This is a genomic window from Mycetocola reblochoni REB411 (genome assembly GCF_900163835.1).
Lineage (GTDB): Bacteria > Actinomycetota > Actinomycetes > Actinomycetales > Microbacteriaceae > Mycetocola_B > Mycetocola_B reblochoni.
In genome coordinates, this window is the sequence record NZ_FUKR01000073.1 from 1 (window position 1) to 18,955 (window position 18,955).

Consider the following 18,955-nt stretch of genomic DNA (forward strand, 5'->3'; position numbering starts at 1 on the left):
GTCCCCGCCCCGAGCAGACGCCCCGCCGATGCGGAGGCCCGACGGTGATCGGCGCCCTCCTGCTCCTGCTCGTCGGCGTCCTGCTGACCCTGGCGATCATCGCCGTCGGCGGGTTCTTCGTGGCCCAGGAGTTCGCCTACATGTCGGTGGACCGTTCGCGGCTCCGCGCGCTCGCCGAGGCGGGCGACACCGCCGCGGCCAACGCCCTCCGGGTGACCGCACGCACCTCCTTCATGCTCTCCGGCGCGCAGCTGGGCATCACGGTCACCGGCCTGATGGTCGGCTACGTCGCCGAGCCGCTCATCGGTGAGTCGCTGGGCACGCTCCTCGGCGGCGTCGGCGTCCCGGCCGCCGTCAGCGTCTCGGTCGGCACCGTCCTCGCCCTGGCGCTGGCGACGGTCGTGCAGATGATCTTCGGCGAGCTCTACCCGAAGAACCTGGCGATCGCGACGCCGGGGCCGCTGGCGCGACGGCTCGCCCGTCCCACGCTGGTGTACCTGTCCGTGTTCGGCTGGCTGATCTGGGTGTTCGACCAGGCGGCCGCCGGGCTGCTGAAGCTCATCGGGGTCGAGCCGGTGCACGACATCGAGTCGAGCGCCTCCAGGGAGGAGCTGCGTCGCGCGGTGTCCGATTCGAGGGCGAGCGGCGACATCCCCGCCGAGCTCTCGCTCCTCATCGACCGGGTGATCGACTTCCCCGACAGGGACGTCGAGCACGCCATGGTCCCGCGGTCGCGCGTCGACGTGGTCGACGCCGACCTCCCCGTCGCCGAGCTCAGGGCACTCATGGTCTCGGGGCACTCCCGCTACCCCGTCGTCGACGAGCGCGGCATGCCGGTCGGCGTGGTCGAGCTGGCCGCCGTGCTGGCCGGAGGGGACCCGGCCGCCCCGGCCAGCACCCTCATGGGCGACTCCATGATCGTTCCCACGGTCATGGCCCTGCCTGACGCCCTGGCCCGGCTGGAGTCGTCGCGCCGACGCATGGCCTGCGTCCTCGACGAGTACGGCGGCTTCGTCGGGATCCTCACCGTCGAGGACATGGCGGAGGAGATCGTCGGCGCCCTGGCGGACGAGCACGACGCCGAACGCCACGAGGAGGCCAGAGCCGTGTCCGAGAACGAGTGGCACATGGACGGCGACGTCCACATCGACGAGGTCACCCGCGTCATCGGGTACCCCCTGCCCGAGAGCGACGTCGAGACCCTGGCCGGTCTGGTCATCGCCGCGAGGGGTGAGCTCCCGGCCGTGGCCGAGTCGGTCGTCGTCGAGCTGCCCGTGCAGCCGTCCGACCTGATCTCGGGCGACGATGTCACCCGCGCGCTCGCCGTCGAGGTCCTCGCGATCGAGCACCACGTGCCGAGCCGGCTCCGCGTACGTCTGGTGACGACGGACCACGCCGCCGACCGTGGGGAGGACCGCGCATGAGCACACCGGTCGTGATCGCCGTGACGGTGCTGCTCATCGTCGCGAGCGCGTTCTTCGTGATCATCGAGTTCGCCCTGCTCGGCGCGCGGAGGCAGCGCCTCGAGGCCGACGCCGAGCGCAGTGCCGCCGCCCGCGCCGCGCTGCGCGGGATGAACGAGCTCACCATGATGCTCGCCGTGGCTCAGCTGGGCATCACGGTGTGCACCTTCGCGCTCGGCGCCGTCACCAAGCCGGCGGTGGACGCGTGGCTGCTCGTGCCGCTGAGCGCGATCGGGCTGCCGGAGTGGCTGGCCGACGTCGCCTCCTTCGCCCTCGCGCTCATCATCGTGACCTTCCTGCACCTGGTCATCGGCGAGATGATGCCCAAGTCCTGGGCGATCGCCCACCCGGAGCGTGCGGCGAAGCTGATCGCGCTGCCCGCCAGGGGGATCGAGACCGCTCTCCGTCCCCTGCTGGTGTGGATCAACCGGATCGCGAACCGGCTGGTCGCGGCCAGCGGCGTGACCCCCGTGGAACGCGCCGCCGTCGGCGGCCAGGACATCGACACGATCCGCCAGCTGGTCGAGCAGTCGGCGCACGCCGGCACGATCGACACCGGCTTCCACCGCCAGCTGACCGAGATCCTCGACCTGCAGAGCGTGCCGCTCAGCGCGGTGGCGCACGCCGTGACCCCGACGAGTGTGCCCCGGCGGGCGACGGCCGCCGAGCTCTGGGACGTCGTCGCGGCGAGCGGCCATATGCGCATCCTGGTCGGCGCAACGGACCTGGTCGACCTCGGCGTGGTGCATGTGAGGGACACCCTCGCGCTCGAGCCGGGGGAGCGCATCGACGCGGCCGTCCGGCCCGCCCTCATCCTCCCCGCCGAGATCGCCGCGGGCGACGCGTTCCGCATCATGCGCGACCGGGGCGAGCAGCTGGTCGTCCTCGCCGAGGACGGCGCCGTCGTCGGGGTGGCGACCGTCGCCGACGTGCTCAACTCGATCCTTCCCCGCACCGGGACGGCCCGCTGAGCCTCGCGTCGTCTCGAGCCGATCTTTCCGTGCGGTTTCGGGGCGGCGTGCGCTAGCGTCGCAACCACAGAACCCGTTCGCACGTCCGGACACCGTGGTGCGTGCAGCGGCCGTACCGACGGGAGCGCACGATGGTTTCGACACACACGACCGGCCGGCTGGGGCCGGCGGAACGCGACGCGGCGATCGCCGCGCTCGAGGACACCGAGCTCGACGTGCTCGTCATCGGGGGCGGGATCGTCGGAACGGGCAGCGCCCTCGACGCGGTCACGCGTGGCCTGAGCACGGGCCTGGTCGAGGCGAGGGACTGGGCATCGGGCACGTCGAGCCGGTCCTCGAAGCTCGTGCACGGCGGCATCCGCTACCTCGAGCAGCTCGACTTCCGCCTGGTCAGGGAGGCGCTGATCGAGCGAGGGCTGCTGCTGCAGCGCCTCGCCCCCCACCTGGTCAAGCCGGTCCGCTTCATCTACCCGCTGTCGAAGCGCGTGTTCGAGCGGTTATACATCGGCGCGGGCATGCTGCTGTACGACCTGTTCTCCTACAGCGGCGGACGTCCGCCCGGCGTGCCGCACCACCGGCACTGGTCCAGGCGGAAGCTGCTGCAGGCCCACCCGGGGATCGCGAAGGACGCCTTCGTCGGAGGGCTCAGCTACTACGACGCCCAGGTCGACGACGCCAGGTACGTGGCCACGCTCGCCCGCACGGCGTCCGCGTACGGCGCCCACGTCGCCAGCCGGGTGCGCGTCGAGGGCTTCATCAAGGTGGGCCGCCGCGTCGTGGGCGTGCGGGCGCACGACCTCGAGTCGGGGCACCGCTTCGAGATCAGGGCCAAGCAGGTCGTGAACGCCACCGGCGTGTGGACGGACGAGACGCAGGCGATGGTGGCCGAGCGGGGCCAGTTCAAGGTCCGCGCGTCCAAGGGCATCCACCTCGTCGTCCCGCGCGACCGCTTCCAGTCGGCCTCGGGGCTGCTGCTGCGCACGGAGAAGAGCGTGCTGTTCGTTATCCCGTGGGGCAGGCACTGGCTGATCGGCACGACCGACACCGACTGGGACCTCGACAAGGCGCACCCCGCGGCGACGGCCGCCGACATCGACTACCTGCTCGAGCACGTGAACCGGGTCCTCGCCGTCCCGCTCGGGCGCGAGGACGTCGAGGGCGTCTACGCGGGCCTGCGGCCGCTGCTGGCGGGCGAGAGCGAGCAGACCTCCAAGCTGTCGCGGGAGCACCTCGTCGCCCACTCCGTGCCGGGGCTCGTCGTCGTCGCCGGCGGCAAGTGGACGACCTACCGCGTGATGGCGAGGGACGCGATCGATGCTGCGGCCGACGCCCTGGACGGCCGCGTGCCGGCGAGCACCACGGAGGACATCGCGCTGCTCGGCGCCGAGGGCTACCCGGCGGCGTGGAACCGCAGGGCGATGATCGCGAAGGAGCACGGTCTGCACCCGGTCCGGATCGAGCACCTGCTCAACCGCTACGGCACCGAGGCCCAGCTCGTGCTCGACCTCATCGACGCCGACCCGTCCCTCGCCGAGCCGCTGCCGGGGGCCGACGACTACCTCAGGGCCGAGGTCGTCTTCGCCGTGACCGCGGAGGGGGCGCTGCACGTCGACGACGTCCTCGCCCGTCGCACCCGCGTGTCGATCGAGGCCTGGGACCGGGGCGCCTCCGCGTCGCCCGTCGTGGCGGAGATCATGGGAGGACTGCTCGGCTGGGACGAGAGCAGGACCAGGAGCGAGGACGAGCTGTACCAGCAGAGGGTGCTCGCCGAGATCGCCTCCCAGGAGCAGCCGGACGACCTCTCGGCCGACCGGGTACGCCTGGCCGCGCCGGAGATCCCCGGGGTCACCGCCGACTGACGTCCGCGAGGGACGTGCCGTTCGCGGCGTCGCTGCCGCCCCGCGCCCGGCGCCGACCCGTGACGCCGAGCGGGGCGGCGTTCCGCCGCTGGCGAAGCGGGGCGGCGGCGTTCGCGCCGGCCTCCGGCGGCGATAGACTTGTCGGGTTGGTAGGGCGAGCCGAGGAGAGTGTCCATGGTCGACGTACGTCGGGTGAAGCTCCCGGGCGTGGGGGTGCTGCACACCTTCGTGACCGATGACGGCGGCAAGGTCGGCGTCATCGCGCACCGCTCAGGACACAGCGATCTGGTGACCTTCTCCGACGAGCTCGACGGCGCCGACGTGACCAAGGTCTCGCTCCGGCTCAACGAGGACGAGGCGCACACGCTCGCCGAGCTGCTCGGCGGAACACAGATCACCGAGTCGCTGTCGGCGCTCGAGCAGATCCCCGGGCTCTCGATCGACTGGTTCACCGTCGACTACGACGACCACATCGCCGGCCAGCCCCTCGGCAACCCGGCCGACCGCGGCATCGCCGGCCTCACGGTCGTCGCCGTCGTGCGGGGGGAGTCGGCCAACCCCGCGCCCTCGCCCGACTTCCGCGTCTTCCCCGGCGACACGCTCGTCGTCGCCGGCAGCCCCGAGAAGGTGGCGAAGGCGTTCGCGTTCTTCCGCGGCGGTGTGCCGCCGCGTCCCGTCTCCGACGAGTCGCCGGGGGACTGATGGCGCACGGTGAAGAACTCATCGTCCTCGGCGCCCTCTTCGTCTTCGCGTACATCCTGGGTCGGCTCGGCAAGCTGATCGGTCTGCCCGCCATCCCGATCTACATGCTGGTCGGCCTGATGGTGAGCCCGCACTCGGGCTGGTTCCCCTTCTCGGTTGAGTCGAGCCACATCGAGCTGATGGCGGTGATCGGGCTCATCCTGCTGCTGTTCTCGCTGGGGCTGGAGTTCGATCAGGACGAGTTCTTCGGCAACGCCGGACGGCTGCTGCTCTCCGGCGGCAGCTACATCCTGCTCAACATGGCGGTCGGTCTCGGCTTCGGCTTCGCCCTCGGCTGGGGCTCCAAGGAGGCGCTCATCGTCGCGGGCATCACCGCGACCTCGTCGAGCGCGATCGTGACCAAGCTGCTCATCGAGCTGAAGCGCCTGACCAACCCCGAGACGCCGATGATCCTCGGGATCACCGTCGTCGAGGACGTGTTCATCGCGATCTACCTCGCGATCGTCGGCGTCGTGCTCAGCGGCGAGACGGAGCCGTGGCCCGTCGTGCTCAAGCTGGTCGTCGCCTTCGCCTTCATCGTCGCGATGTTCGCCATCGCGCGCGTCGGCGGCCGGGTGGTGTCCCGGCTGCTGCGCACGAGGGACGACGAGCTGTTCACGATCCTGTTCTTCGGACTCGCGGTGCTGTTCGGGGGCATCGGCGAGCAGCTGGGCGTGACCGACGCGATCGGCGCGTTCCTCATCGGGCTGGTCATCGGGGCGACCCGCTACCGCAACCGGATCGAGACGATCGCGGTGCCGTTGCGCGACGTGTTCGGTGCGTTCTTCTTCCTCAACTTCGGTCTCGGGCTGGACGTGTCGACCTTCGGATCCGTCCTGGTGCCCGTGATCCTCGCCGTCCTCATGACGGTGGTGCTCAACGTCGTCGCCGGTCAGTTCGTGGCCTGGCTCAACGGCTTCGACCCCGTCGCGGGCATCAACACGACGGTGATCCTGCAGAACAGGGGCGAGTTCGCGCTCATCCTCGCCACGATCGCCGCGACGGCGGGGCTGGACGAGCGCATTCAGCCGTTCGCGGGCCTGTACGTGCTGATCATGGCGATCGCCGGGCCGATCGTCGCGGCGCAGTCGGAGCGGATCTCGGCGGTGCTGCTGCGGCGGCCGCGGGGGGCGCCGACGGGGAGCGTGCGCGTCGCGGTGGCGACGTCCTCGATTCCGGTGACGCCGGCGCCCGGCGGCGGTGTGGGCGGCGACGGCGTCGACGAGGAACGTCCCGGCGGCGTGAGCGAGCCGCGCGCCCCCGGCGCCGGTCCCGCGGTGCACGGCGTCGTACCGGACGACGACGCCACCAGGCCGACGCCGATCCTCTCGTCGCGTCGCGGTGCGCCGGCGACGCCGGACGAGCCCGGACAGGGGGCGGCGGACGGCTCAGGCGGGGCGACAGAGGCAGACGACCCCGCGGAGGCCACGCGGCCGCCCCGGCCGATCCGAGACGCGGCGGCCTCGTCGCCCGGCGCCGCCGCTGCGGCACCCGCGGCAGACGGCTCGGCCCCCGATGGCCGTGCCGCGGACCGAGCGGCCGGCCGCGACTCCGGGGGCGACTCCGTCGGAGGGAGCAGGACCGGGGACGACGCCGCCGAGGAGCGTCGGCGCCGCAGTGAGGCCGTCGAGCGCGCGATGCGCGAGGCGTTCGACGACGAGACGGGACGATGAGAATGACCGACGACCCCCGCGAGGAGACCGCCGTGACCGACGACGCACGTCGAGAGGCGACCGAGGCCAGGCCGAAGGCCTGGTCGGCCGACGAGCCGCGGCTGCTCAGGGTCATGCTCCGGCCGCGCTGGATCCTGCTGCTCGTGGTGGCCATCGCCATCGCCGGGGCCTTCGCCGCGCTCGGGCACTGGCAGCTCAGCCGCTCCGTGATCGAGGCGGAGGTCGCCGAGTCCGGCACGGAGACGATCGTCCCCGTCTCCGAGGTGGCCACGCCGACGGAGCCGACCCGCGAGAGCACCATCGGCCAGCGTGCCGAGGCCTCGGGCACGCTCATCGCGGCGAACACCACCGTCATCACCACCCGGCTCAACGACGGCGTGCTCGGCTACTGGGTGATCGGCTCCCTCATCGAGGGGGCGCACGAGCCGGCCCGCGTCCTGCCCGTCGCGCTGGGGTGGACCGAGGACAGGGAGCAGGCCGACGCCGTCGCCGCCCGGATCACCGCCGAGGGCGCGCGGGCGATGAGCCTGACCGGCCGACTGGCCGCCAGCGAGGCCCCGGCCGTCGACGAGGACGCCGCCGACCCCTTCGAGCTGAACAGCATGTCGGTCCCCGCCCTGATCAACCAGTGGCAGGGCCTCGACGACATGGACGTCTACAGCGTCTACCTCATCTCGGCGGAGGCCCCGGACGGTCTCACCGCGATCACCGCGGGCCCGCCGGTCGCCGAGACGACGGTCAACTGGCTGAACATCTTCTACGCGGCCGAGTGGATTGTTTTCGCCGGCTTCGCGGTGTTCCTCTGGTTCCGGCTGGTCAGGGACGCGAGGGAGCGCGAGATCGACGAGCGGGCCGAGGCGGACAGGACGGCCTCCGGCACGCCGTAGACTGTTCGCATGGCCCTGGAACCCCGTGAACGTGACCTCCCGCGGATCAGGCGGGCACTGACCTTCTACAAGGTCTCCTCCATCATCACCGGCGTCCTGCTGCTCGGCCTGTGCGCCGAGATGATCATCAAGTACGGCTTCAACGTCGTGCTCGAGGTCGGCGGAGCCAGCGGCGGCTTCGGCCTGGTGCACGAGGACGCGGTGACCGGCTTCAACCTGTTCACCGCCCTGCTCGTCGCGCACGGCTGGTTCTACGTCGTCTACCTCTTCGCCGACTTCCACCTCTGGAGCCTGATGCGCTGGCCGTTCCAGCGGTTCCTGCTCATCGCCCTCGGCGGGATCATCCCGCTGCTCTCCTTCTTCCTCGAGGCCCGCATCGGCCGCGAGGTGTCCGACTACCTGGCGAAGCGCCAGGCCGCATCACACACACTGGAGGACTCCCATTAGCGAGATCGCCCCGGCTGGACCCCGACCGGTCCTCGTCGTCGACTTCGGCGCGCAGTACGCCCAGCTCATCGCCCGACGGGTGCGTGAGGCGGGGGTGTACTCCGAGATCGTGCCGCACACCATCAGCGCCGCGGAGGTCCGCGAGAAGAACCCGGTCGGGGTCATCCTCTCCGGCGGGCCCTCCAGCGTGTACGAGCCCGGTGCGCCGAGCATCGATGCGGGGATCTTCGAGCTCGGTGTTCCCACCTTCGGCATCTGCTACGGCTTCCAGGTCATGGCGCAGGCGCTCGGAGGCGAGGTCGCGCACAGCGGCCTGCGCGAGTACGGCTCCACCCCCATCACGCTGAGCGGGGAGAGCGTCCTCGTCGACGGCCAGCCGGTCGGCCAGACCGTGTGGATGAGCCACGGCGACCAGGTGTCCCGCGCCCCGGAGGGCTTCGACGTGATCGCCTCGACGCCCTCGACAGCCGTCGCGGCGTTCGCGAACCCCGAGCGGGGACTCTACGGCGTGCAGTGGCACCCCGAGGTGAAGCACTCCGAGTACGGGCAGCGCGTGCTCGAGAGCTTCCTGCACCGCGCCGCCGGCATCGCCGACGACTGGAACGCCGACAACGTCATCGCCGACCAGGTGCAGCGCATCCGCGCCCAGGTCGGCACCGGCCGGGTCATCTGCGGCCTGTCCGGCGGGGTCGACTCCGCCGTCGCCGCCGCGCTCGTGCACAAGGCCGTCGGCGACCAGCTCGTCGCCGTCTTCGTCGACCACGGCCTGCTCCGCCAGGACGAGCGGCGCCAGGTCGAGGTCGACTACGTCGCCGCGACGGGCATCCGCCTGGTCACGGTCGACGCGCGCGAGCGGTTCCTCACCGCCCTCGCCGGTGTCAGCGACCCCGAGACCAAGCGCAAGATCATCGGTCGCGAGTTCATCCGCACCTTCGAGGCGGCGCAGGCCGAGCTCATCGCCGAGGCCGCGGACGACGGCGACCCGATCCGGTTCCTCGTTCAGGGCACGCTCTACCCCGACGTCGTCGAGTCCGGCGGTGGCAGCGGCACGGCCAACATCAAGAGCCACCACAACGTCGGCGGGCTGCCGGAGGACCTCACCTTCGAGCTCGTCGAGCCGCTGCGCACCCTGTTCAAGGACGAGGTCCGTGAGATCGGCAGCGAGCTGGGCCTGCCGGACGAGATCGTCCAGCGCCAGCCCTTCCCCGGCCCCGGCCTCGGCATCCGCATCGTCGGCGAGGTGACGGAGGAGCGCCTGGAGCTGCTGCGCCACGCGGACGCGATCGTGCGCGAGGAGCTCACCGCGGCCGGCCTGGACCGCGAGATCTGGCAGTGCCCCGTCGTTCTGCTCGCGGACGTCCGCTCCGTCGGCGTGCAGGGCGACGGCCGCAGCTACGGGCACCCGATCGTACTGCGCCCGGTCTCCAGCGAGGACGCCATGACCGCGGACTGGACACGGCTGCCCTACGACCTGCTCGCCCGGATCTCGAACCGGATCACCAACGAGGTCGCCGACGTCAACCGCGTCGTGCTCGACGTGACGAGCAAGCCGCCGGGCACCATCGAGTGGGAGTGACCGCTCCCTGACGCCGCACGGCGCCGTCCCCGCGGGGACGGCGCCGTCTGCGTGTGCGGCCGGGGTTCGGCCGGCCCGATCAGGTGCCGAACAGCACTCCGGATGAGCTCACCGTCAGACCGGCCGCCGAGGCGCCCCCGGCCCCGGCGTCGACGGTGCGCTGCAGTGCCTGACCGGTCAGCACGGCGATGTTCTTCTGGGCGGCGATGTCGGCGTCCAGGTAGCGCACCTCGGCGGGACCGCCGACCACCGGGGTCTCCGCCTCGGGGATGAGCGCGTCCGTGGTCACCCAGCGGCGCACGCCGGTGTGGTCCACGTATGCGGTGACGACGCGGCGCAGGGGCACGTTGTTGATGCGCAGCCCGGTCTCGCCGACCTCGGACACCGTCCCCGGGACGGCGCGGCCCTCGGCCAGGATGCGGGCGAGCAGTCGTCCGCGGCCGTCCTCGTGCCTGACCCTCCAGATGCGTGCGGCCAGGCTGAGCACGAGCAGCACGGCTGCCCCGACGGCGAGGACCGTCGGCAGGGCGTAAAACACCCACGCCAGCGGGCCCCACTCCTCGTCGCGGCCGAAGCTCGGATCGACGGCGACCCCCACCGCGCTCGGGGCGCGCCACCAGTTCACCGACGGCTGAAGAGCAACCACCGCCGCTGCGGTGAAGCCGAGTGCCTGCAGGGTGAACGGGCGCACCGCGGGCGTGCGTCCGCCGGTGAAGCGCCCCGCCAGCCTCGTGTACGCGCCCGCGACGATCACGGCGGCGAACACGGACAGCACCAGGAGCCACACCATGACGGTGTCCGGCGTCTCGTCCCAGGCGAAGACCGAGTTGAGCTGCATGATGCGGAACACGTCGAGGACGCTGATCAGGCCGCGGGCGAACGCGGCTCCGACGACCACGAGGACGGCGGCGACGGCGATCGCGAGGACGAGGGTCCCGGGGCGTCCGGCGGCGGCGCGCCCGGCGTCGAGCCGCTGCTGCTGGGGGTTCACGGTGCTCACGTCGATCAAGGGTAGCGGCGGGCTCGGCCGCTTCGCATGTCGTGGTGGGGCACCGGGGCGGGACGTCGGCGCAGGACGAGGGGGCGGGGCGATGACCGGGTGGCACGACGACGACGGGGACGCGCGATGACGGGTGACACGACGACGGGGCGGGGCGAGAAGCCCCGCCCCGTCGGACGATGTGTCGCCGAGGGCGACCGTGCGTGCGCTACTCGCGCAGGATCGCGAGCAGGCGCAGGATCTCGACGTACAGCCAGACGACCGTTAGCATGATGCCGAAGACGCCGGTCCAGCCGAACTTGCGCGGGGCGCCGTTCTTGACGCCCTGCTGGACGAAGTCGAAGTCGAGCACGAGCGAGTACGCGCCGAGGACGATCGCCAGCACACCGAGGATCGCGCCGAGCGGCACGGTGCCGAGGATTGGCAGGGTGATCTCGGTGCTGCGCAGGCCGAACTCGCCGCCGACGACGCCGAAGGCGCTGAGGAAGAAGTTGACCAGAGAGAACACGGCGTACGCGACGATCGCGATCATGAAGATCTTCGTCGCGCGCTTGCTGGCCCGCACCTTGCCGCTGGCGAACAGCGCGAGAGTCACACCGACGACGACGAGGGTGGCGAGCACGGCCTGGCTCACGACGCCGGGGTAGCGCGCCTCGAGGACGGCGGACAGTGCGCCGACGAAAAAGCCCTGGGCGCCCGCGTAGCCGAGGATCAGGCCGGGCGAGGGCTCCTTCTTGAAGATGTTGACCAGCGCCAGGCCGAAGCCGGCGATGCCCGCCACGATCATCAGCAGCGGCAGCCCGCCGCCGAGCATGAAGCCGGCGACGGCACCGACGGCGAGCACGCCGAAGGCGATCGCCGACTTGAGGATGGTGTCCTCGACGCTCATCCGGTCGGTCTGGCTGGGGGTGGCGGAGGGCTGGGCGTAGAGGGCGTCGAGCTGCTCGGCGCTGGGGGTGGTCACGGTGGACGACCCGCCGGAGCGGAACGCGTCGTTGTTGAACGCCGGGTTGTTGACGGCCATGCTGTGGCTACTCTCTCTCGGTCGTGATGATCGGGGATGATTCGCCTGAGGCGAAGCGTTCGTTCAACCGTACACAACCTGACCGGGAATCGCCTGCGTTCGGGCGGATCCGGCGTTCGCCCTCGGCGTGACGGACGCAGGGCGCGACGATAGCGTTGAGCGCATGACCGACGGCACCAGGACCCCACTCATCATCGGACACCGCGGATCGCCTGCGACCCGGCCGGAGCACAGCCGGTCGTCCTACGAGCTCGCGATCGCCCAGGGGGCCGACGCGGTGGAGCCGGACGTGGTCGCCAGCCGCGACGGCGTGCTGCTCGTCCGGCACGAGAACGAGATCTCCGGCACGACCGACGTCGCCGATCGTCCCGAGTTCGCCGACCGCCGGCGCACGCAGATCGTCGACGGGCGCAGCGTCACCGGCTGGTTCACGGAGGACTTCGACTGGGCCGAGCTCGCGACGCTGCGCTGCCGCGAGCGCCTGCCCCTGCTGCGCCCGCTCAGCGCCGAACACGACGGAGCCGAACCGCTGCTGCGCCTGAGCGACGTTCTGGCGATCCTCGACGCGGCCGACGGGAACGTCGCCGCCGTCATCGAGCTGAAGCACGCCGAGCACTTCGCCGGGGTCGGCCTGCCCCTGGACGCGCTGCTCGCCGCGGAGCTGTCGGAGCGCGGCTGGGCGACCGGCAGACGGCTGTACCTGGAGTCCTTCGAGGAGCGGGTGCTGCACGGGGTGAGGGACCGTGGCGTCGAGGCGAGCCTGGTGTACCTGATGGAGGACCACGGCGGCGCACAGGACCTGGTGGGGGAGCTCGGCTCGGCCGCGCCCCGGTACGCGGAGCAGCGCCGGGAGTCGGCGCTCGCCGAGCTGGCGGCGCGCGTGGACGGCATCAGTGTCGACACCTCCGTCCTGCTCCGGCCGCTTCCCGGTGGCGTCGGCGGCTCCGATCCCGCGGTCGACGAGGTGCCCGGTGGCGGCGAGGACGAGCTGCGCGGGGAGCGGCTCGTCGAGCGGGCGCACGCGCACGGCCTGCTCGTGTTCGCGTGGACGCTGCGCGCCGAGAACGCCTTCCTCGAGCCGCAGTACCGTTCGGACGGCGTCGATGCCCCCGCTGAGGGGGCGGTCGGTGACTGGCAGGGCCAGTTCGGGCGCGTGCTCGCCACCGGGGTCGACGGCGCCTTCGTCGACCAGGTCGACCTCGGCGTGCGCGCGAGGCAGCGCCTGGTCGCCCCCGCAGAGGGTGTCGATGACGTCGTGTGACGGCACGGGCGGCATCCGGGGGGACGCCGTCTTAGCCTGACGGCATGACGAATTCCAGTGCCGTGCCGGTCGTGCACATCCTGCACGAGAACGAGGAGTGGCTGCCGCCGTTGCGTGCGGGCCTCGACGCCGCGGGCGTCCCCTACCGGGAGTGGGACCTCAGCACGGGGTCGATCGATCTCGATGCCGAGCCGGAGCCGGGCGTGTACTGGTCTAGGCTCAGCGCCTCGTCGCACACGAGGGGACACGCTCACGCCAAGGAGTACGCGCGGGCGGTGCTGCGCTGGCTCGAGTCGTACGGCCGCCGCGTGGTCAACGGCTCGGAGGTGCTCGAGCTCGAGGTCAGCAAGGTGAACCAGTACACGGCGCTGCGTGCCGCGGGGTTCGACGTTCCACGGACGGTGGCCGTGTTCGGCACCGAGGAGCTGTCGGAGCGCGCGCGTCAGCTGCCGCTCCCGTTCATCACGAAGCACAACCAGGGCGGCAAGGGGCTCGGCGTGCGCCGTTTCGACGACTACGCCGAGTTCGACGCGGCGTTCGCGGGGCCCTCGACGGATTCCGTCGATGAGGGGCCCGCCGACGGCATCACCCTGCTGCAGGAGCTGGTCTCCACGGCGGAGCCGTTCATCACGAGGGCGGAGTTCGTCGGGGGCCGCTTCGTGTACGCCGTCCGGGTGGACACCTCCGCGGGGAGCTTCGAGCTCTGCCCCGCCGACGCCTGCGCCGTGCCGCCGGCGGGGTTCGCCCCCGCCGTCTGCGAGGTCCCCGGTGCGGCACCGGACGATTCCGGTGCCGGTCCGGCCGGTCGGGGGACCGCTGCCGGTGACGCGTCGGCGGCCGGTGCTGTCGCGGGGGCGTCGGGTTCGACAGCGACCCTGGCGGCGCCGTCGCTCTTCCGCGTCCGCGAGGAGGTCACGGCGGAGCACCCGCTCATCGTCCGGCTGGAAGCGTTCCTCGCCGAGCGCGGCATCGAGGTCGCCGGGGTGGAGTTCTTCGACACGGCCGACGGTCGGCTCGTGCCCTACGACATCAACACCAACACGAACTACAACCCCGACGTCGAGGCGGCGACCGGTCACCGGGCGGCCTCGGCGCTGGGCGCCTTCCTCGGCGCCGAGCTCGCCGCGACGGTCGCCGGGGGTGCCCGAGCGTGACGGACGGCGACTGTCCGGTTGGGCGCTCGGCTCCCGACGGGGCGGAGGTGCTCGGTACGGCGGGCGGGCCCGGCGCGGCGGAGGAGCCGGGCGGTGACCGCGGGGGCGGGCGGCTGCGCGACGGCGAGAGCTACGGCTTCGCGACGGAGCAGGTTCACGCGGGTGAGCAGCCGGAGCCGGGGACGGGTGCGCGGATCACCCCCGTGTACCTGAGCGCCGGTTTCGAGTTTGACGATTTCGACCAGGCGAGTGCGCGGTTCGTGGACACGCAGTCCGGGTACAGCTACACCCGCGTCGGCAATCCGACGAACGCCGCGGTGGAGCGCAAGCTCGCGCGTCTCGACCACGGCGCGTCCGCGGTGCTGCTGGCCAGCGGTCAGGCGGCGACGGCGATCGCGGCGCTGGCCATCGTGCAGGCCGGCGACCACATCGTCTGCTCGAGCAGCGTCTACGAGGGGACGAAGGGCCTGTTCCAGTCGAATCTGACGCGGCTGGGCGTCTCCGTGGACCTGGTGGCCGACCCGAGCGATCTGGGCGAGTGGGAGCGTCTGATCACGCCGCGGACGAGGATGCTCTTCGGCGAGAGCATCCCGAACCCGAGGAACGACGTTCTCGATGTACCCGCCGTGGCGGAGATCGCCCACCGTCACGGGCTGCCGCTCGTCGTCGACAACACGATCGCGACGCCCTTCCTGTTCCGGCCGCTCGACCACGGGGCGGACATCGTCACCTACTCCACCTCGAAGCTGCTCACCGGGCACGGCGCCTCGCTCGGCGGTGCCGTCGTCGTGGGCAGGGGCTTCGACTGGTGGGCGGACGCGGAGCGGTTCCCGCAGTTCGCGGCCCCCGCAGGCGGTGTCTCGGGGCCAAGCTGGATCGGGGCGTACGGCTCGGATGCCGTCGGCGCCTACCTGCGGGACGCGGTCGCGATGCGCTTCGGGCCGACGCAGTCGCCTTGGCATGCGTTCCTGCTCAACCAGGGGCTCGAGACGCTGTCGCTGCGCATGTCCAGGCACGTCGAGTCGGCATTGGCGGTCGCGCAGTGGTTGGAGTCGCGGCCGGAGGTCGTCGGCGTCGACTATGCGGGCCTCTCGTCGAACGCGCATCATGGGACCGCCGAGCGATTGCTCCCGCGCGGGGCGGGGTCGGTGTTCGCTTTCACGGTCGACGGAGGCATCGATGCGGCCCGCCGCTTCTACAACGCCGTCGAGCTCTTCAGCAGGATGACGCACATCGGCGACGTCCGCTCGCTGATCCTTCATCCGGCGACAACGATCCACGTGCAGCAGACCCCGGAGCAGAGGCGTTCGGCGGGAATCTCCGACGGGATGCTCCGGCTGTCGATCGGGCTGGAGGACCCCGCCGACCTGATCAGGGACCTCGAGCGCGGCTTCGCCGCCCTGGCCTGAACCGGCGGCGCCCGTTCCAGGCTGGTGCCTGTGCCTGTGCCTGTGCCTGTGCCTGTGCCTGTGCCTGTGCCGGCTCGGTTGCGGTCTCGGGGTCATCCCGCGTCGTCCAGGTCGATCGTCCATCGTGCCTGGCGGGCGAGCGGGTCGCCGTGGGCGATCAGGACGACGATCCCGTCGCTGCTCCACCGGTGGATGTCTGCGGTGAGGGCGGCGGTCCCCTGCGCGTCGAGCCCGCTGAACGGCTCGTCGAGGACGACGACGTCCGGGTCGCCGAGCGTGCAGAGGGTCAGCCACAGCTTGCGCGCGTTGCCGGTGGAGAGCGCGTCGGCGCTGTGCTCGAGCCAGTGGCCCGCCCCGTAGCGGGTGAGTCGGGCGCGGGCCTGCTCCGGGTCGGTGCCCGCCATCCGGGACGCGAGGATCAGATGGTCGTCGACGCTCATCGGACCGAACAGTGCGGGACGTGAGCGGCAGACCCGTCGGCGCGGGCGGACGTCCGGTTCGCTCGCGTCGATCCCGTTGACCAGGACCCGTCCGGTGCGGGGACGCAGGTACCCGCTGATCAGCTCGGCGACGGTGCTCTTGCCGGAGCCGTTGCTCCCGCGCAGGGCGAGGAGCCCTGGCCCTGAGGCGGACAGGCTCAGCTCCGTGAGGACGTCGGCGCCGGTGTATCCGGCGCGGACGCGATCGAGCGTGAGGGAAGGCGTCGGATGCTGCGGTCGATGCACAGGAGTGCTCCTCCGGTCAGGGTGAGGACGGCCAGGACGGCCGGTGGGGTGGTGGTCAGGGTGAGCCCGGTCGGGTGCGCGTCGCCGGGGAGGGGGATGCTGATCTCACCGGACACCGCGAGGAGCGCGGCGATCGGGAACGACGCCCCGACCGTGATCAGCACGCTGACCGCGTCGTGCGCGGCGGTGTCGTCGCTGTTTCGTGTTCCCGGTGACCGGGCGTCAGCGAGTGCGGCGGCGAGTGCGGCCGCCCCCGCGGCGAGGGTGCTCGCAATGACGGTGGTCGTCGGTCCGCCGATCCGCGGGTGCCCGCCGAGTGCCGCGCCGCCGAGGCCGATCAGGCATCCGACGACGAACGACGGCACGGTGAAGGCGGCAAGGACGAGGGCCGCCGCGCGTGCGGACCCGGCACCGTTCTCCCAGCATTGGCGGATCGGTGCGCGGAGGACGCGTGGCCCGGTGTGCCGCAGCATCATGTCGCTGAGGGTGAGTCCCGCCGCGTGGGCGAGCAGTACGGTGACGGCGGCGACGCCCGCAGCCCGGGGGACCCCGCCCCCGTCGACGAGCACGGAGGGGAGGGGTGGTCCGGCGCCGAGGGCGGGAACCGTCGCGAAGGCGCGGAGGAATGCGGTGGCTCCGCCATCGCCCGCAGTCCCGTCTGCCGAGGCGGTTCCCGCGGCAGCGGCTGCCGCGTCGACGCGGAAGGCCACCGCCGCCGCGAGGAACACGGCGCAGCCGAGGACCGTGCGCCATCCGCTTCCGACCGCGATCGCGCGGTGTGTGAGGCGGAGGACGATGACACCGAGTCGCCGCCCGCGCAGGACGTCCGGTGTCGCACCGATGAGGGGGTAGCCCCTGATCCGGAGTCGCCGACCGAGCAGCGGGATGAGCGCGGCGGAGACCGCACCGGCGATGAGGAGAACCGACAACAGCACGGGCGCCGTCGCCGAGAGCGCTGTGGCGGTGCGATCCACGAGCTCACCGCTGTCGGTGGCGGTCGTCGTCTCGCCGATCGCCCTCAGCGCCGTCGCTGTGCCGAGCCCGAGGCCGACGCCGATGACCAGAGCCGCTCCGATCACGGGCGCGGACGGGCCCGCGCCCCGGGCGACAGCGGCTGTCCGCCTGCGCCGCGCTCCGTGCCTGCGCCGCGCTCCGTGCCCGCGCCGCGCGTCGCGACCGCGGGCCGGCGGGGCGGTGAGCAGACCGAGGGTGACCGTGACGAGACAGGCGGTGACGGGGAAGACGATGAGCACCGCTCGCGTTGCCGCGTCCAGGCCCGTGAGGGCCGCGGCGGCGCTCGCCCCGATCACCACCACCGCGATGCCGGAAGGGAGTACCCGGGGGAGCCAGACGCTCAGCGCCACCGCGTCGGCCGGTGCGTCGAGAGCACGGAGCAGGCCGAGGTGGGGTGACGATCGGAGCCGACTGCGTTGGTGGCCGAGCAGCGCACCGAGGAGCGCCCCGCCGACGAGATAGCTCTCGATCAACAGGACGGCGACGGCGACGGCCGGGGCGGTGATCGGCGGGTCGTCGAACAGGCGTGGCGCCACGGACACGGCCGTGACGGTGACGAACACGAGCAGGACGCCTCCGGCCGTGGCGAGACCGGTGACCCAGCGCCTGGCCTGGCGCACGCTCAGCGGAAGCCGCATGCTGAGCAGCGCCTCGACGGTGTGCAGTTCGGCGACGCCGCGGACGGCGCTCACGTCCGACGCCCTGGGCTGTCGCGTGCCGCGGAGTCCCGCCTCTCGAGCGTCGCCATCAGGACGATGACGGCTCCGGCGAGCCCGATCCCGACACCGATCAGCGAGAGCAGTCCCTGGGGCGCCGGGGCGAGCGTTCCCGCTGCGGCGGTGGCGTGCCCGAGGCCACTGATGGCGAGAGCGACCACCGTCGGGAACCCCCACCGGCGCGCGGGGATGACGAGGCGAATCAGAGCGGGGAGGATCGCGGCCACGGCGGTGATGCCGAGGGTCAGCGTCACCGCGCTCCTGTTCGGGTCGGCCCGTCCGGTGCTCTCCCACACGCCGGGATGGGCGATGACGAGCTGAACGATGGTGGCGACCCCGATGAGGACGAGGGCGGCGCTCGCCGCGGGCAGCCCCCGCGTGACGGTGGCGGCGATGGTGCGCCGGCCGGAGCTCATTGGATGCACAGGAGCAGTCCGAGGGGAACGGTGACCAGGAGGGCGCGTCCGTAGCCGCGGACGGTCCGCCCATCGCGGACCAGAGCGGGCGCGGCGAGCGCGACACCCAGGAGGACGAGGGGACGCAGCGCTCCGTCTCCCCGCGGCGGCGCGCCGCTCACGAGCGAGACGAGGCCGACGCCGACCGCACCGACGGCGACGGTCAGCCAGCCGACCCCGACCCGTATCCGGCCGCGCGAGACGCCGTGGGGAAACAGCCGCGATTCCAGCACGCCGGCGACGAACGCCAGGATGAGCAGCAGGATCGTGAACACCGGAACGGCCCCGATGGCCCCGATGAGGATCGCGGTGTCCTCAAGCGCGCGGTCGCCGAGCGCGGCGCGCTGCTCCGGTGTCACCAGTGTGCGTGCGTACTCGGCTGAGGAGGGGACCCGGGCGATGGCCAGGCCCGTCCCGCAGAGCACGAGGATCGTCCAGGCGAGCCGCGATGTCGGTCGCGGGGGTACGGGTGTTCCCGCCCGCGCGCGGGCGGCCAGGGGGAGCCCCGTCGGGTGGGGAGCGGTCGGGTCGAGGGGCATGTGTCCTCCGTGGGTGTCTGTGTGGTGGCGGGCAGTGGTAT

At 72.2% G+C, this 18,955-nt stretch carries 17 protein-coding genes; 11 read left to right on the top strand and 6 right to left on the bottom strand.

What is annotated here, in order from left to right:
* The 8 genes from FM119_RS12610 to guaA all read left to right on the top strand — a co-directional run.
* On the top strand, positions 1-1,424 hold a 1,424-nt coding region (locus FM119_RS12610; protein WP_338065680.1), incomplete at its 5' end, for a hemolysin family protein.
* Entirely contained in the window at positions 1,421-2,434 is a 1,014-nt protein-coding gene (locus tag FM119_RS12615; protein WP_087138516.1) for a CNNM domain-containing protein, read from the top strand. The genes FM119_RS12610 and FM119_RS12615, both read left to right, overlap by 4 nt.
* A gap of 131 nt (positions 2,435-2,565) precedes the next feature.
* Positions 2,566-4,293 carry a glycerol-3-phosphate dehydrogenase/oxidase gene (locus FM119_RS12620; RefSeq protein ID WP_087138517.1) on the top strand — a complete coding sequence of 576 codons (1,728 nt, stop codon included), beginning with the start codon at positions 2,566-2,568 and terminating at the stop codon, positions 4,291-4,293.
* A 174-nt stretch (positions 4,294-4,467) separates the two neighbouring features.
* Positions 4,468-4,995, top strand: coding sequence for a cation:proton antiporter regulatory subunit (locus FM119_RS12625; protein ID WP_087138518.1), 528 nt, complete (start codon positions 4,468-4,470; stop codon positions 4,993-4,995).
* Positions 4,995-6,707 (top strand): cation:proton antiporter domain-containing protein, encoded by a 1,713-nt coding sequence (locus FM119_RS12630; RefSeq protein WP_087138519.1) that lies wholly within the window; start codon positions 4,995-4,997, stop codon positions 6,705-6,707. Before FM119_RS12625 ends, FM119_RS12630 begins: the two co-directional genes overlap by 1 nt.
* A gap of 2 nt (positions 6,708-6,709) precedes the next feature.
* A complete protein-coding gene (locus FM119_RS12635; protein ID WP_179205333.1) occupies positions 6,710-7,594 on the top strand; it encodes an SURF1 family protein in 885 nt (294 codons plus the stop codon).
* A 9-nt stretch (positions 7,595-7,603) separates the two neighbouring features.
* On the top strand, positions 7,604-8,041 hold the full coding sequence (locus FM119_RS12640) for a DUF3817 domain-containing protein (protein ID WP_087138521.1): 438 nt from the start codon (positions 7,604-7,606) through the stop codon (positions 8,039-8,041).
* Positions 8,037-9,617 carry a glutamine-hydrolyzing GMP synthase gene (gene guaA, locus FM119_RS12645; RefSeq protein WP_087138522.1) on the top strand — a complete coding sequence of 527 codons (1,581 nt, stop codon included), beginning with the start codon at positions 8,037-8,039 and terminating at the stop codon, positions 9,615-9,617. Before FM119_RS12640 ends, guaA begins: the two co-directional genes overlap by 5 nt.
* 79 nt (positions 9,618-9,696) lie before the next feature.
* Here the strand turns inward: guaA and FM119_RS12650 are convergent, their stop codons facing one another.
* Both FM119_RS12650 and FM119_RS12655 read right to left on the bottom strand, forming a co-directional pair.
* A complete protein-coding gene (locus FM119_RS12650; protein WP_143822719.1) occupies positions 9,697-10,617 on the bottom strand; it encodes a hypothetical protein in 921 nt (306 codons plus the stop codon).
* A gap of 208 nt (positions 10,618-10,825) precedes the next feature.
* Positions 10,826-11,641 carry a Bax inhibitor-1/YccA family protein gene (locus tag FM119_RS12655; RefSeq protein ID WP_087138524.1) on the bottom strand — a complete coding sequence of 272 codons (816 nt, stop codon included), beginning with the start codon at positions 11,639-11,641 and terminating at the stop codon, positions 10,826-10,828.
* Between the two features lie 163 nt (positions 11,642-11,804).
* On the opposite strand from FM119_RS12655, the gene FM119_RS12660 reads away from it, so the two are divergent.
* From FM119_RS12660 to FM119_RS12670, 3 genes are read left to right on the top strand one after another with little or no spacing between them, the layout of a single operon-like run.
* Positions 11,805-12,902: a glycerophosphodiester phosphodiesterase family protein gene (locus FM119_RS12660; protein WP_087138525.1), complete on the top strand. Its 1,098-nt coding sequence runs from the start codon at positions 11,805-11,807 to the stop codon at positions 12,900-12,902.
* Between the two features lie 44 nt (positions 12,903-12,946).
* A complete protein-coding gene (locus FM119_RS12665; RefSeq protein ID WP_087138526.1) occupies positions 12,947-14,056 on the top strand; it encodes an ATP-grasp domain-containing protein in 1,110 nt (369 codons plus the stop codon).
* A 47-nt stretch (positions 14,057-14,103) separates the two neighbouring features.
* On the top strand, positions 14,104-15,465 hold the full coding sequence (locus FM119_RS12670; RefSeq protein WP_245827498.1) for an O-acetylhomoserine aminocarboxypropyltransferase/cysteine synthase family protein: 1,362 nt from the start codon (positions 14,104-14,106) through the stop codon (positions 15,463-15,465).
* Between the two features lie 92 nt (positions 15,466-15,557).
* Here FM119_RS12670 and FM119_RS12675 read toward each other — a convergent pair whose 3' ends face one another.
* From FM119_RS12675 to FM119_RS12690, 4 genes are read right to left on the bottom strand one after another with little or no spacing between them, the layout of a single operon-like run.
* Complete coding sequence (locus tag FM119_RS12675; RefSeq protein WP_087138527.1) at positions 15,558-16,190, bottom strand: ABC transporter ATP-binding protein; 633 nt, start codon at positions 16,188-16,190, stop codon at positions 15,558-15,560.
* Positions 16,103-17,896 carry a hypothetical protein gene (locus tag FM119_RS12680; protein ID WP_087138528.1) on the bottom strand — a complete coding sequence of 598 codons (1,794 nt, stop codon included), beginning with the start codon at positions 17,894-17,896 and terminating at the stop codon, positions 16,103-16,105. Before FM119_RS12680 ends, FM119_RS12675 begins: the two co-directional genes overlap by 88 nt.
* Positions 17,893-18,336 (bottom strand): hypothetical protein, encoded by a 444-nt coding sequence (locus FM119_RS12685; RefSeq protein WP_087138529.1) that lies wholly within the window; start codon positions 18,334-18,336, stop codon positions 17,893-17,895. The genes FM119_RS12680 and FM119_RS12685 overlap by 4 nt, the downstream gene beginning before the upstream one ends.
* Positions 18,333-18,914: a hypothetical protein gene (locus tag FM119_RS12690; RefSeq protein ID WP_087138530.1), complete on the bottom strand. Its 582-nt coding sequence runs from the start codon at positions 18,912-18,914 to the stop codon at positions 18,333-18,335. Before FM119_RS12690 ends, FM119_RS12685 begins: the two co-directional genes overlap by 4 nt.
* Positions 18,915-18,955: the final 41 nt, after the last annotated feature.